Here is a 13,760-nt window from a genome sequence, read left to right as displayed (position 1 = left end):
CCCGAAAGTGTGCAGCGGTTTCGGGACAAAGACATGCTTAAAATCAAAGACCTAAAGCAGGTCGCGTGAATCCTTTTTCACGCGACCTGCTTTAGAGGAAGATGCCGGAAAGGGGAAGCAGCGGACAAGAAAAACCCGCCGGGTTGTTCCGGCGGCCGCCGGGTTGTTCCGGCGGGTCTTTCTCTTCAGCCGTCTGAAGTTACGGCTTGAAGTTCTGGATGTTTGCGCCTGCCGGGTCCTGCAGCACCCGCCTCGGCTGGCGCTGCGGGACCAACTGCTGCAGGATGTTCGGATTGAGCAACAGGTTCGGATTGATCTCCAGGCCTGGCCGTCTGCGGATCGGGAAGCAATCCGGATACCGTCCGGTCGTCCCGACCGGGCAGCGCCGCTTGATGATCGGCTGGCAAATGCCGTCGATCAACTGCGAGCCCGGGGCGCATTCAGCGTCGACTCTGCGGCATGCGCCCTCGATCACTTCGGTCCCGCGCGGACACACGCAAGCGCCGCGCTTGTTGAGGACCTGGCCGCGGATGGAGCATGCTTGCGTCTTCCTGACCGGCGCGCAGGCCTTGCCCCTTACCTCCGTCCCCTTCGGGCAGACGCAATCGCCATCGGCATTGCGCACTTGGCCGCGGATGCGGCACTGGCTGGGCGGTTGCCTGTCGGGCGCGCAGGCCTTGGCGGCCCGGTCGAGATGCGTGCCCTTGGGGCAGACGCAGCCATCCGCTGTCGGCACCGCGCCACGGATCGTGCATTTCGGCGGGATGACCTGGCAGACGCCGTTCACCAGCTCGCCACGCCGGCACACACAATTGCCGTCCTGGTCGCGGTACTGGCCGGGACGCAGCGTGCATTGCGGTTCGGGCTGCTCGCTCTGCACGCACCTGCCGTTCTCCAGCTCTGTGCCGCGCGGGCAGACGCAACGCCCGTCCTCGGTGCGGATCTGGCCCTTGAGCAGGACGCAGCGCGGCGGCACCGGCAGCGGCTGCAACTTGCCGCCGCCGGAACACTGGCCGTTGCGGAAGCTGGTGCCTTCCGGGCAGGCGCAGCGTCCGGCCGAGTTCAGCACCATGCCGTTCGAGCACTGTTTCTTCACCTCTTGGCTGATGGTGAAGGGGTGGCAGGCATAGGCCTTGCCGCGATCGCCCTGGGCGTTGGTCGGGGCGCGCGACAGCACGTCGCCGCCGCCCTGCACCGGCGTGTTCGGCGAGAGCACGCCGACGCAATTCTGTCCGCTGACCGTGCCCTTGAGATCGGCAAGCCGCCCATCCTCGGGGAGGATCACCGTGACATGATGCGTGTGGCTCTCGCCGGCGCCCAGCGTCAGATTGGCGATGCATGACGCCGGCAGCGTCGCCGGCTCCGGCGAGCAGCCGAAGGGCGGGTCGATCGCGGTGATCCGAACGCCTTCCAGCCTTCCCAGCCCGTCCACGCCGACCGCATCGCCGATGCGGGCCGGACCGGAGAAGGCGTTCGGCCCGTCATTGGTGATGGTGATCTCGAACGAGCAAGGTCGACCCGGCCGGCACTCGGCATCGCCGGTCTTCTCGACACGGATGGTCGAGACGCCGCCGCCCTTGGCGCAAGCCTGGCCGATCGGATAGACGATGTCGTCGCCCGGCGCCGGCCCATAGGAGCCGCGCGCGCAGTTCTCGAACGCGCCATTGCCGCTCACCGTCACGTCGAAGTGCCGGCTGGCTGCGGGCGTCATCGCGACGCCGGGAATCTGGCACGACAGCGTGTTGGCGGGCACCGGCCCGCAGTTCCAGTCGGCGCCGTCGGGGGTCACGCTCTGGATCGCTACCGGGATGCCACCCGATATAAGCGTCGCGGCATCGTTGACCCGCACCGGACCTGTGGGGGCGGCGGTGCCGGCGTTGCTGACGGTGATGCGGCAGGACACGAAAGCCGCGCCCACGAGCGAGCCGTCGCACACCTTGGTGATGCGCAAGGCGGGCTGGCTGTTCGGATGCCGAATGCGCTCGGTCGCGCAGGCCTTGTTGTTGGCGAGGTCGACCTCGTCGGGAATGGCCTTCACCTCGGCGCAGTTCTCGACACTGTCCGGCCGGTAGCTTGCCGGCATCACCGCCTTGACGACGATCGGCGTCGAGGCGCCCGGAGGCAGCGAGATGCCGGCATCGTCGCAGCGGAACTGGCCGGGGCCGTTCGGTCCGCAGGTCCAGGGTGGGCTCGGCCCGAAGGTCGAAGAGGTCGGCGCGCCGCCCGGATAGCTGTCGATTACCGTCAGCGGCCCGTTATAGGTGCTGGTGCCGTTGTTGATGATGTCGATTACGAAATAGCAGATGCCGTCCGGCGTGCAGACCGGGATGCGGGCGCGCTTCTTCAGGATCAGGTCGACCTTCTTCTTCACAGGTGGCTGGCACTGCGGATCGCGATCGCCACGGCGGCAGATCGGGATCGAGGCGCAGCCGCGGTCGTTCTGCTGGCTGCCGAACAGCGGCTTGCCGCTGGCCTGGTAGTCATAGGCGGCGCAGTTGCGCAGCACGCTGCCCTGCCAGCCGCCGGCCGGCTTGAAGCCGATCTTGAGGACGACGGAGGCGCCGGGATTGAGTGTCGTCACCGGATGGGTGCAGGTCATCGGCGTCGTTCCGGGCACGCAGACCCAAGGCGGATTCGGTCCCGAGGACAGCACCGAACCGGCTGGCAGCGCCACCTCGTCGAGCACGATCTTGCCGTTGTAGGGCGCATCGCCGACATTGGTCACCGTGATGGTGAAGTCGCAGCCGCCGGCCATCGTGCAACGCGGCACCTCTGCCCACTTCTCGACTTTGAGGTCAGGCTGCTTTTCGGGCGGGCACCTGAGGTCATGCGGGATGACGATGTCGATCGTCTGGGTACAGCAAAGCCCCCAGCCTTCCTTCGGCCCTGCATAAGTCTCGATGCCGGTTACGACGAGATGGATGGCCTCGCCCGGCGAGGCGCCGATGATCTTCCAGTTCAGCACGCCGCCGCCGGCAGGCACCTGCTGCGTGTCGGGAACGATGGTGATGCCTGGCGTCGTCGTCGACACCTGCACCCACTTGCCGCCCATCTCCGGGCCGACCGGCATGTGGTAGATGAAGGCGCCGCCGCCGGGCACGCAGTCGACCGTGCCGCGCTCGACCTTGAAGCATTCCTTGCCGGGAGGCGGAGGCGGCGGGTTGCATTTGGTCAGGTCGATCTTGATCGAGGTCTTCACGCCGGTGAGGAAATCGCCGTCGTCGGGCTTGCCCGGATCCTGCGACGGGATCGTGGTCGCCGGACCGCCCCTGAAAGATGCGTTTATCTCGCCCTGGTTTTCGACGGTAGTGGGCGCGGGAAACGCCACGTGGTCTATCTTGGCCGTGATCCGGAAAGTGATCACGCGTTCGTTCGCAGCGCCAACGCCGTCAAGGTTGGAAGCGCTGATCCGGAAATTGGAAACGCTCGCCGTATCGTTCGGGCCGGCTGATGTGCTGATCGAAGCAGCCGGCAGCGGTCCGCCGGAGGCGCTGGTGCCGTCGCCGACGACATCGACGCTGACGATCTGCAAGCCGTGCGGCAACTGGTCTTTGAAGTCGAGCCTTGTCGCTTTCAGCAGGGCCGCCACGCTCGGTCGGTCGAAGTCCTGCGGGTCACCGCGGATGCCGAAACTGAGGACATACTCGACGGAATCGCAGCCTCTCTGGCCACCCTTCTTGGTGAAGAAGGGTATGATCCGCCCGAGTTCCGGATTGATGCCGCGCGGTTCAGGCGTGGATTCCGGATTGGCCGCCTGATTGCTGGCGGCCGGAGCCTCGTCTTGGGCAAGCGCCGGCAATGCCGGCATCATGGCGACCGCGATACCGGCCGCCATCAGCCAGCGCGCGCCGCGCCTGGCGTATGACAGGGGTTTCATGATCGTCTCCATGACGGTTTTGCGCGAAGCAAGGCGGGAAAGGGCGAGATTGTTCATCTGTCCCTCCTCGGCGCTTCGCAACTGACGGCCGGCGTCCTGAGCGGCAGCGTCATCTTGCAGCAAGGGTAGTAGCCACCCTTGTCCCGGTCGGACTTCCGGTAGAAGCAGAGCCCGACATTGACGGTGTCGCCCGGATCATGGCCGGTGATGTCGATCGTGTAGGGCTTGCCCGGCGCATGCGACATCGGTGAGGTCACCCCGACGCCGGGCGTTTTGGACTGCGCCTTGATCGAATCGCCGCCGAAGCCGGCGGGGTCATGGAGATAGAGGTCCGCCTGGAGACCGCGGGGCGTGCAGAAATACTGCACGTCCTCGACATCGAAGCAGGGAGGCAGGTTGCCGGGCGGCGGGAAGTCCGGCGGGTAAAAGGGGGGCAGATAGCCGCCGCCCGGGATTTCCTCATAATAGCCGGCGCGGCCTTCACAGGGACGCCAGACCCTGACATCGCCGACATGGCCCTCGACGTCCGCGTCTTCGAAATAGCCGTCGAAGTCGACGAACCACGAGCCGAAGGGCGGCACGTTAGCCGGCTTGACCAGCGCGCTCGGCGTCAGTTGCACGCCATGCACGGCGAACGGCCCGCCGGCGGCGAGCCGCTCCGCAAGCTCCGGATTGTCGCGCAATTTGTCGCCGGTGTTGACGACCGTGTCGGTGCACACCGAGGTGTCGAGGGTGCCCTCGCCATCGTAGCGGTATTGCAGGTCGACGCCGCCGGCCGACTGGCGGTTGCCCTGCGGGAAGCCGATCGCATATTCCTGCGGCACTTCCACCCAGACCGATTCCGTCGCCGGATCGTCCGGATCCTCGCGCTGGTAGCGGATCACCTCGCCTTCGCCGGCGTGGGCGAAGGCGAGGTAGTCGTAGCGGTTTTCCACGGGGCCGCGCTGGGCAAGATACATGAAGCCCTTGTTGTCGAAGGCGATATCGGTGACGGCATAGTCTATCTCGGCCCTGACCGTCAGCTCCCAGCGCGGATCGCCGGCAAAACTCCCGTCGCGCGCGATGCCGATCGACCAGATCTCGGCCTTCTCGCCGACCGAGTAGTAGAGCCGGCCGCCGTGATAGGAGACCGCCCAGACGCGGCGCTCGTCCTGCGTGTAGCCCCAGGTCTTAGGATCTTCGGAATTGAAGGCCGCGCCATGGATGTCCATGACGGCGCTGTCGTCGGCGACCGGGGCAAGCCCATGCGCCGGGCGGCCGGCAACGCCATGGTCGAACGTGTCGATCAGGTGGCCGTCGAGGTCTATGCGGTGGATCAGGCCGGTGTCGAGATCCGATGCGAAGAACTGGCGGTGGCTGGGATCGAAGGCGAGGTTGCCGATGCCGGGCCCGCTATTGGTGTCGATATCGGCGAATTTCGACACGGCGCCCGAAATACCGTCGATCTTCCAGATCGTGCCGGGCCCGCCGCCGTTCTCGGTGCCGAACTGGCCGTCCATGAAGGTGGCGCCCGCGATGCCGCGGCGCTGCCGCTCGGGGCGACCGTCGTCGTCGGCATCCGGCGTAACGATCTCGATGCCGTGCAGCGAGGTCGCCGCCGCATAGAGGTTGGGGATGCCCGACGGCACGCCGTCGCGCACGCCATCGTCATAGGTGAGGCCGAACACCTCGCCGATCTGGCCGGCGGTCACCTCGAAAGGCGGCGGCGTGTAGACGAACTGGCCGGAGGCCGGTCCGCCGAGACGCGAGACGTCGAAAATCCGCAACGAGGCCTGCGAAGTGTCGATGAAGGTTTCGTCGACCGGGTCGGCGCCAGGCGGCAGGCCCCCTCTTTCGGAAGCGGGAGAGTCGAAATCGGGGATGACGGTGCCGGGGAAACCGGTCACCGCCATCGAACCAGGATAGATGATCTGGGTTTCCTGGGCCTTCGCCAAGCCGCCGAGCCAGAGGCCGGCGGTGAGCGCCAGGGCAAGAATTCCGCTCGTTGTCGTTATCGCGCGGCGCAAACCGCCGGCGCGAGAAGCCACGAACGAGCCGCGGTCGCAAAACATTGAACTCCCCCCGAAGTCGCCGGAAGAACCATCCGATTTCGCCGCGCAAATCAGGGCAAGGCGCGGCGTTCCGGCTCGTTCGTCCCTGATCGAATTGTCTGTTTTCCGCTTGGTCACGATACGCCGGCTGCCGGGAACGGTCAACGGAATCAGCCGAAAGCCCAGCGCATCGACTCCATCCCGAAGACGGTGGTCGCGCCGGGCTCCTGTTGCGCCCGGAGACCGCGGAGCCTCTGGGTTTCTGGTCATTGGGGCTTCCTTTCCGGCCCGCACGATTGCGCAGCCTGGCCGTCAGTCGCGGGCTGGCGCGGAAAGGTTCAATGCGTGAGAAGCGTCGGTGCGGAAAAGCCGTCTTTGCCGCCTGGGAAGATCACCAGATCCACTCGCCATTGCCGAGCGTGGAGACCGCCTCGACGATGCGGGTGAAGCTCGAGCGCGCCCGGCCGACCGTGTGCCGTGCCCTGAGATAGCCGTGCATCAGCCCCGGCTCCTCGAACCAGTAGGCGCGGCCGCCGGCCGCGACGACGCGGTCGCGATAGGCCTCGCCGTCGGAGGACAGCGGATCGCATTGCGCGGTGATCAGCACCGTCGGCGGCAGATAGGCGAAATCGGCATCGGAGAGCGGATACAGCGTGATGTCGCCGGTCCGGTCCACGCCGCCGGTGCGGATCTTCAAGTAGAATTCGGTGTCGCGCAGCGTGAGCATCGGCGCCTGGGCATGCGTCACATAGGAGCCGCGCGAGCGGTCGCCGCCGAGGCCGGGATAGATCAGCACCTGGCCGGCCGGTTTCTTCGTGTGCCCACGCGTCGCGTGGGCGACGGCCGCGGAGAGATTGCCGCCGGCGCTGTCGCCGCAAAGCAGGACCGGGCAATCGTAAGTCCCTGCCGCCCACTCGAATGCATCCATGACATCGTCGAAAGCGGCCGGATGCAGATGCTCCGGCGCCAGCCGGTAATCGACCGAGGCCACGTCGTAGCCGGTGCGGGCACAGAGCTCGGCGCAGACGTCATCATGGCTGTCCAGCCCGCCAAGGATGAAGCCGCCGCCATGGGCATAGAGAACCATCGCGGCCTTGTCCGGCGTCGCATTGCGATAGACGCGGATCGGGATGCTGTTCCCCGGCGCGGCAATGGCCGTCGTTTCCGCCGTCACGCCTTGCGGGTAGCCGGCGAAGAATTCACGGCACATCTGGTCGTAGATCGCACGCTGCTGGGGAACCGTGTAGTCGATCGTGTCCGGCGGATAATAGGAGTTGGTCTTCTCGATAAAGGCCCAGGTCTCGGCGTCGATGAGGGTTTTGTAGTCGGTCATGAGAGGAGACCGAACTCAGAAGCATGCGCCCAGGCACCCCCCTCTGGCCTGCCGGCGATCTCCCCCGCAAGGGGGGAGATTGGCAGTTTCGGCCATGCCGCCCTTTCTGCAACGTTTGAGGTTGGCGAAAGCGACGGCGACATCCGATCTCCCCCCTTCCGGGGGAGATGCCCGGCAGGGCAAAGGGGGGGTGCCGGAACGCCATCGTCTGTGGCCTACCTGCCCTTCCACACCGGCTCGCGCTTCTCTGCAAACGCCCGGAACCCTTCCATATTGTCCTCCGAGCCGTAGAGGATATCGACTGTGGGCAGCTGCCTGCGCGTCACCTTGTTCATCGCGTCCTGGAAGGTCAGCGCTTCCGCCACCCGCGCCGTCTCCTTGATCGCCGCGAAGACCAGCGGCGGGCCGCTGGCCAGAAGCCGCGCGATCTCCCAAACGCGGTCCTCCAGCTTCTCCTTGGGCAGCACCTCGTTGACCAGGCCCCAGCGATGCGCTTCCGCCACATCCATCCAGCGGCCAGTGAGCAGCAAGTCCATCGCGACATGATACGGGATGCGCTTCGGCAGCTTGATGGTCGCGGCGTCGGCGAGCGTGCCGGCGCGGATCTCAGGCAGCGCGAAGGACGAGTGATCCGAGGCGTAGATGAGGTCGCAGGACAGCGCCATCTCGAAGCCGCCGCCCACCGCCATGCCGTTGACGCAGGCGATCACCGGCTTGTTGAGGTCGCGCAGTTCCTGCAGCCCGGCGAAACCGCCGACGCCATAGTCGCCGTCGACCGCGTCGCCGGCGGCCGCCGCCTTGAGGTCCCAGCCGGCGCAGAAGAACTTGTCGCCCGCGGTCTTGACGATGGCGACGCGCAGTTCCGGATCGTCGCGGAATGCCTTGAACGTCTCGCCCATCAGCCGCGAGGTCTTGAGGTCGATGGCATTTGCCTTCGGTCGGTCGAGCGTGACTTCGAGGATCGCGCCTTCGCGGTGGGTGGTAATGACGTCAGCCATTCTTCTTTTCTCCAAGCACCAGCAGGGCGTCGGCGATCCAGGCGCCCTTGCCTTCGGCGCAGACGATCAGCGGGTTGATGTCGAGCTCCTCGATCTCGCCGGCGTTCTGCTGCACGAAGCCGGCAATTCCGGCAATCGCGTCGATGGCGGCGGCGACATCGGCCTTGGGCCGACCGCGATAGCCTTTGAGCAGCGGGTAGAGCTTGAGCCCACGCAATGCCGCCTCGATGTCGTCGCGCGTCGCCGGCAGCATCAGGGTCACGCTGTCGCGCAACAGCTCGACCAGCACGCCGCCGGTGCCAAGCGTCATCACCGCGCCGAACATCGGGTCGCGGGTGAAGCCGACGATCAGCTCGGCGACGCCGTCACGCACCATGCGCTCGGCATAGAGCCCGGTGCCTAGCGGCAGCAGGTCATGGGCGGCATTGCCGACGGATTCGGCGTCCTTGAGGTTCAGCCGCACCGCGCCGACTTCCGACTTGTGGGTGACGCCGAGCGCCTTCAGCGCCACCGGGAAGCCGAGCGCCATCGACGAGATCACCGCCTCGACCGCGTTGGAAGCGCGCTCGCCCCTCGGCACCGGCAGGCCGGCCTTGATCAGCCTGTCCTTGGCCTCGGCCTCGTCGGGGGTGATATGGCTGCCGTCGGTCGCCCCGGCGGCCGTGGTGTCGACCGGCTGCGCCTGCGGCTCGCGCCAGGCCCAACCGATGAAGGCGGCGGCTTGAGCGGCGTCCAAGGCTTCCGAAATGCCGAACAGCGGCACCATGCCGCGCGCCATCAGCCCGGCGGTATATTCCTCCGGCAGGTTTTCCGGCAGCGAGGAGACGATCGCGCCTTGCGCCCTGTTGGTCTTCAGCGCCGCTTCGAAGGCGCGCAGCGTCGCCCACCAGTCGGTGTCGGAGCAGCGATCCGGGCGCGGAAAGTCCAGCACCAGCATGTTGAGGTCGAAGCCGCCCGACACCATAGCGGTGAACGTGGCCGTCATCGCCGGCTCGTTGTTCCAGATGAAGGTGTGGTAGTCGAGCGGATTGGCGACTGCGACCAGCGGCCCGAGCGTCGATTTGACATGGGCGCGATGCTCGGCCGTCAGCGTCGGAAAATGCACCCAGCGCCCTTCCGCGCTGTCGGCCATGACCGAGGCCTCGCCGCCCGAGCAGCTCATCGAGGAAAGCTTGTAGCCGGGCAGCGGCCCGGTGACGTGCAGCAGCTTCAGCGCCTCGATGAAGGCCGGAATGGAATCGACGCGCGCGATGCCGAGCCGCTTCAGGAAGGCGCCGGAGGCGGCGTCCGAGCCGGCGAGCGAGGCGGTGTGCGACACCGTCGCTTGCCTGGCCTGTTCCGAGCGGCCGACCTTCATGGCGATGATCGGCTTCTTCAGCTCGCGGGCCCTGGCCGCCAGCCGCTCGAAGCCGGCTACGGAGTCGAAAGCTTCGATGTGCAGGCCGAGCGACGTGACGCGCTCGTCCTCGATCAGCCCGAGCGCCATTTCGGAGAGGCCGGTCTGCGCCTGGTTGCCGGCCGTCATCAGAAAGGCGATCGGCAGGCCGCGCTTCTGCATCGTCATGTTGATGGCGATGTTGGACGACTGGGTGATGATCGCGACACCCTTGCCGCTCTCAGCCAGCCGGATGCCGCCATGCTGGTCGGGCCACAGCAGCGCGCCGTCGGCATAGTTGATCAGGCCGTAGCAGTTCGGGCCGATGATCGGCATCTGACCGGCAGCGGCCACGAGTTCCGCCTGCAGCCGCTCGCCATCCTCGTCATAGGCCTCGGTCTCGAGGAAGCCGGCGGCAAAGCAGACGGCGCCGCCGGCGCCGCGTTCGGCCAGCGCCTTGACCACTTCGATGGTGAGATGCCGGTTGACGCCGACGAAAGCCGCGTCAGGCGCGCCGGGCAGGTCGGCAACAGAGCGATAAGCCTTGCGGCCGGCGACCTCGTCCTTCGTCGGGTGCACCGGCCAGATCTCGCCGGCAAAGCCCATCTTGATCGATTGCGCCACGACGGCGGCGGCCTGCGCCCCGCCGAACACGGCGATCGATTTCGGGCGCAGGAGACGTTCGAGTTTATGCATGGTCATCTTTTCGTTTGAGCGCGATCTTCTCCCAAAACCGGACCCGGTTTTGGCGGATCATGCTCTAAGCCCCGAACGGGCGCAGCAACGCCCGCGAAATAATATGTCGCTGAATCTCCGAAGTGCCTTCCCAGATGCGTTCGACACGCGCGTCGCGCCAGATGCGCTCCAGCGGCAGGTCGTCCATCAGCCCCATGCCGCCATGGATCTGGATGGCTTCGTCGGCGACGAAGGCGAGCATCTCGGTGGCCTTCAGCTTGGCCATCGCCATGTCCTGGTCGGTGACGGTGCCCTGATCGTACTTCCAGCCGGCTTCGAACACCATCAGGTCGGCGGCCTTCAATTCCGTCGCCATGTCGGCGAGCTTGAACGACACGCCCTGGAACTTGCCGATCTGCTGGCCGAACTGCTGGCGCTGCGCGGCATATTCGATGGAATGCGAAAGCGCCCGCTCGGCGCGGCCGAGGCAGGTGGCGCCGACCTGCAGGCGCGTGGCGCCGAGCCAGGAGTTTGCCACCTCGAAGCCTTTGTGCACCTCTCCCAGGATCTGGCTTGCCGGCAGCCGGCAATCGTCGAACTCGAGGATCGAGTTGGTGTAGCCGCGATGCGAGACGTTGCGGTAGCCGTCGCGCACGGTGAAACCCTTGGTGCCCTTGTCGACGAAGAAGGCGGTGATCTTCTTGCGTTTGCCGCGCGGCGAATCCTCTTCGCCGGACGCCATGAAACAAATCGCGAAATCGGCAATGTCGGCATGGCTGATGAAGTGCTTGGTGCCGTTCAGCACCCAGTCCGAACCATCTTGCACGGCGGTCGCCTTCATGCCGCGCAGGTCGGAGCCGGCGCCAGGCTCGGTCATCGCCAGGCAGTCCCACTTCTCGCCGCGGATGCAGGGGAAGAGATATTTTTCACGCTGCTCCGGCGTGCCGGCGAGCAGGATGTTGGACGGACGCGCCACGCAGGTCCAGTGCAGCGCGTAGTTGGCTCGGCCAAGCTCCTTCTCGTAGAGCAGCCAGCTGACCGTATCGAGACCCGCACCGCCGACATCGGCCGGCATGTTGGCGGCGTAGAGCCCGGCGGCGATCGCCTTGGCTTTCAGTTCGTCGATCAACTCGCGGCGCAGCACGCCGGTCCGCTCCACCTCGCGCTCATGCGGGTAAAGCTCGTTCTCGACGAAGGCGCGCGTCGTCTCGACGATGAGTTTTTGCTCTTCCGAAAGACCGAAATGCATCGCCTCAATCCTTCTTCTTGTTCTTCTTCGATTTTTCAGCCTTCGCCGGCTTCGCAGCCTTCTTCGCCGGTTTGGTCGCCTTGGCCTTTGCGGCAGCCTTGGCAGGGGTCGGCTTTTTCGCCGCCAACTTGGCGAGCTGCTTGGTATAGTCCTTGTGCAGCGCGCCGGCGCCCCAGCCCTTGCCCTTGTTCTGCTTCGACAGGGCCTCCATGATCGCGACCAGATTGTCGTCGCGGATCTTTTCCAGCTCGCGGATCGACAGGCCGTGCGCCTGCTCGTCCGACTGCGTGGCGATCAGGTCGACCAGCTCGTCGTTGAACTCCGGCACATCCATCAGCTTGGTCCACGGCCACTTCAGGCAGGGCCCGAACTGCGCCATGAAATGGCGCATGCCGGCCTCGCCGCCGGCGACGCGATAGACCTGGAACATGCCCATCTGCGCCCAGCGCAGGCCGAAGGAATAGCGCATGATGTCGTCGAGTTCCTCGACGGTGCAGATGCCATCCTTGACCAGCCACAGCGCCTCGCGCCAGGCGGCTTCGAGCAGGCGGTCGCCGACGAAGGCCTCGATCTCCTTGCGCACTACCACCGGCTTCATGCCGATCGAGGCGTAGAGTTCCTTGGCGACCTCGATCGCCTCCGGGAAGGTCTGCTGGCCGCCGACGATCTCGACCAGCGGCAGCAGATAGACCGGGTTGAATGGATGGCCGACGACCAGCCGCTCCGGATGCTTCTTCATCGCCACCTGCATGTCGGTCGGCTTGATGCCGGAGGTCGAGGAGCCGACAATGGCGTTGGCCGGCGCGTGCAGGTCGATCTCGGCCAGCACCTTGTGCTTGAGGTCGAGCCGTTCCGGCACGCTTTCCTGGATGAAGTCGGCGTCGGCAACCGCCTCGGCGATCGTCTTGGCGAAGCTGAGCTTGCCTTCCTTGGGCAGGCCGCCCGGCAGCATCTGCTTGTATGCGCGGCGCGCGCCCTTCGTCACCTCGCCGACTTTACGCGATGCCTCCGGATCGGGATCGAAGATCGACACGTCGATGCCGTTCAAGAGCAGCCGCGCCACCCAGCCGGCGCCGATGACGCCGCCGCCGATGGCGGCGGCCTTGTTGATGATGCTCATGGTCAGGCTCCGGTTCTTATGCTGGCCGCTTCGGATTGGTGAGGCTCACGCCGCGAGCGGCGCCCGCTTGGTGAGGTTGAGCTTCTTACGCACTTCCTCCGGCCCAAGCACGCGCGCGCCGAGATTGGAGACGACGCTCACCGCGCGCTCGACGAGCTGCGCGTTGGTGGCCAGCACGCCCTTGTCGAGCCAGAGATTATCCTCCAGCCCGACGCGGACATTGCCGCCTGCCAGCACCGCGGCGGCGACATAGGCCATCTGGTTGCGGCCGATCGAGAAGGCCGACCAGTTCCAGGTCGAGGGCACATTATTGACCATCGCCATGAAGGTGTTGAGGTCGTCCGGCGCGCCCCACGGCACGCCCATGCAGAGCTGCACCAGCGCGTCCGGCTTCAGCACCTGTTCCTCGACCAGCTGCTTGGCGAACCAGAGATGCCCGGTATCGAAGGCCTCGATCTCCGGCTTGACGCCCAGCGCCGTCATCATGCCGCCCATGGCGCGCAGCATGCCGGGCGTGTTGGTCATCACATAGTCGGCCTCTGCGAAATTCATCGTGCCGCAATCCAGCGTGCAGATCTCCGGCAGGCACTGGCGCACATGCTCCATGCGGTTTGTGGCGCCGCCCATGTCGGTGCCCTTCTCGTTGAGCGGCAGCGGCGCTTCCGGCGAGCCGAACACCATGTCGCCGCCCATGCCGGCGGTTAGGTTCAGCACCACGTCGACATCGGCCTCGCGGATGCGCTCGGTCACCTCGCGGTAGAGATGGACATCGCGCCTGGGCTTGCCGGTCTCGGGGTCGCGCACATGGCAGTGGACGACCGCGGCACCCGCCTTGGCGGCCTCGATCGCCGAGTCGGCGATCTGCTTGGGCGAGCGCGGCACATGCGGGCTGCGGTCCTGCGTGCTGCCGGAGCCGGTCACGGCACAGGTAATGAAGACCTCACGGTTCATCGCGAGTGGCATCGTCTTTCCTCCCAAATTCGATCAGCCCAAAATTCGATCAGCCATCCATATCGACCAAAAAGTCGGAAACCGGCTTTGGTATGACGACATGCGCCGAAGCTGACCAACAATGCCCGACTTGCCGGAAACTGTTTTGCGTT

At 66.0% G+C, this 13,760-nt stretch carries 8 protein-coding genes; all 8 read right to left on the bottom strand.

Annotation, left to right across the window (positions count from 1 at the left end; translation table 11 throughout):
* Window positions 1-199 precede the first annotated feature (199 nt).
* On the bottom strand, window positions 200-3,934 hold the full coding sequence (locus EH240_RS08055; protein WP_124996969.1) for a DUF7929 domain-containing protein: 3,735 nt from the start codon (window positions 3,932-3,934) through the stop codon (window positions 200-202).
* Window positions 3,931-5,928, bottom strand: a complete 1,998-nt coding sequence (locus EH240_RS08050) for an NHL repeat-containing protein (protein WP_124996967.1) — start codon at window positions 5,926-5,928, stop codon at window positions 3,931-3,933. Before EH240_RS08050 ends, EH240_RS08055 begins: the two co-directional genes overlap by 4 nt.
* Window positions 5,929-6,298: 370 nt before the next feature.
* The gene (locus EH240_RS08045; protein WP_124996965.1) at window positions 6,299-7,240 is read right to left on the bottom strand and encodes an alpha/beta hydrolase; all 942 of its coding nucleotides are present in this window, start codon (window positions 7,238-7,240) and stop codon (window positions 6,299-6,301) included.
* A gap of 215 nt (window positions 7,241-7,455) precedes the next feature.
* Window positions 7,456-8,238, bottom strand: coding sequence for a carnitinyl-CoA dehydratase (locus EH240_RS08040; RefSeq protein ID WP_124996963.1), 783 nt, complete (start codon window positions 8,236-8,238; stop codon window positions 7,456-7,458).
* Entirely contained in the window at window positions 8,231-10,309 is a 2,079-nt protein-coding gene (locus tag EH240_RS08035; protein WP_124997174.1) for an acetate--CoA ligase family protein, read from the bottom strand. Before EH240_RS08035 ends, EH240_RS08040 begins: the two co-directional genes overlap by 8 nt.
* 64 nt (window positions 10,310-10,373) lie before the next feature.
* On the bottom strand, window positions 10,374-11,537 hold the full coding sequence (locus EH240_RS08030) for an acyl-CoA dehydrogenase family protein (protein ID WP_124996961.1): 1,164 nt from the start codon (window positions 11,535-11,537) through the stop codon (window positions 10,374-10,376).
* Window positions 11,538-11,541: 4 nt separating this feature from the next.
* Window positions 11,542-12,657: a 3-hydroxyacyl-CoA dehydrogenase NAD-binding domain-containing protein gene (locus tag EH240_RS08025; protein WP_124996960.1), complete on the bottom strand. Its 1,116-nt coding sequence runs from the start codon at window positions 12,655-12,657 to the stop codon at window positions 11,542-11,544.
* Window positions 12,658-12,702: 45 nt separating this feature from the next.
* The gene (gene bcoG / locus EH240_RS08020) at window positions 12,703-13,620 is read right to left on the bottom strand and encodes a 3-dehydrocarnitine:acetyl-CoA trimethylamine transferase BcoG (RefSeq protein ID WP_124996958.1); all 918 of its coding nucleotides are present in this window, start codon (window positions 13,618-13,620) and stop codon (window positions 12,703-12,705) included.
* Between the last annotated feature and the right edge of the window lie 140 nt (window positions 13,621-13,760).

Source organism: Mesorhizobium tamadayense (genome assembly GCF_003863365.1).
Taxonomy (GTDB): domain Bacteria; phylum Pseudomonadota; class Alphaproteobacteria; order Rhizobiales; family Rhizobiaceae; genus Mesorhizobium; species Mesorhizobium tamadayense.
This window is presented reverse-complemented; position numbering and strand designations above follow the sequence as displayed.

Excerpts from the sequence above, each read along its gene's own strand:
- EH240_RS08045 (WP_124996965.1), bottom strand. The coding sequence starts at position 7,240 with ATGACCGACTACAAAACCCTCATCGACGCCGAGACCTGGGCCTTTATC.
- EH240_RS08025 (WP_124996960.1), bottom strand. The coding sequence starts at position 12,657 with ATGAGCATCATCAACAAGGCCGCCGCCATCGGCGGCGGCGTCATCGGC.
- bcoG (WP_124996958.1), bottom strand. The coding sequence starts at position 13,620 with ATGCCACTCGCGATGAACCGTGAGGTCTTCATTACCTGTGCCGTGACC.
- EH240_RS08030 (WP_124996961.1), bottom strand. The coding sequence starts at position 11,537 with ATGCATTTCGGTCTTTCGGAAGAGCAAAAACTCATCGTCGAGACGACG.
- EH240_RS08055 (WP_124996969.1), bottom strand. The coding sequence starts at position 3,934 with ATGAACAATCTCGCCCTTTCCCGCCTTGCTTCGCGCAAAACCGTCATG.
- EH240_RS08040 (WP_124996963.1), bottom strand. The coding sequence starts at position 8,238 with ATGGCTGACGTCATTACCACCCACCGCGAAGGCGCGATCCTCGAAGTC.
- EH240_RS08035 (WP_124997174.1), bottom strand. The coding sequence starts at position 10,309 with ATGCATAAACTCGAACGTCTCCTGCGCCCGAAATCGATCGCCGTGTTC.
- EH240_RS08050 (WP_124996967.1), bottom strand. The coding sequence starts at position 5,928 with ATGTTTTGCGACCGCGGCTCGTTCGTGGCTTCTCGCGCCGGCGGTTTG.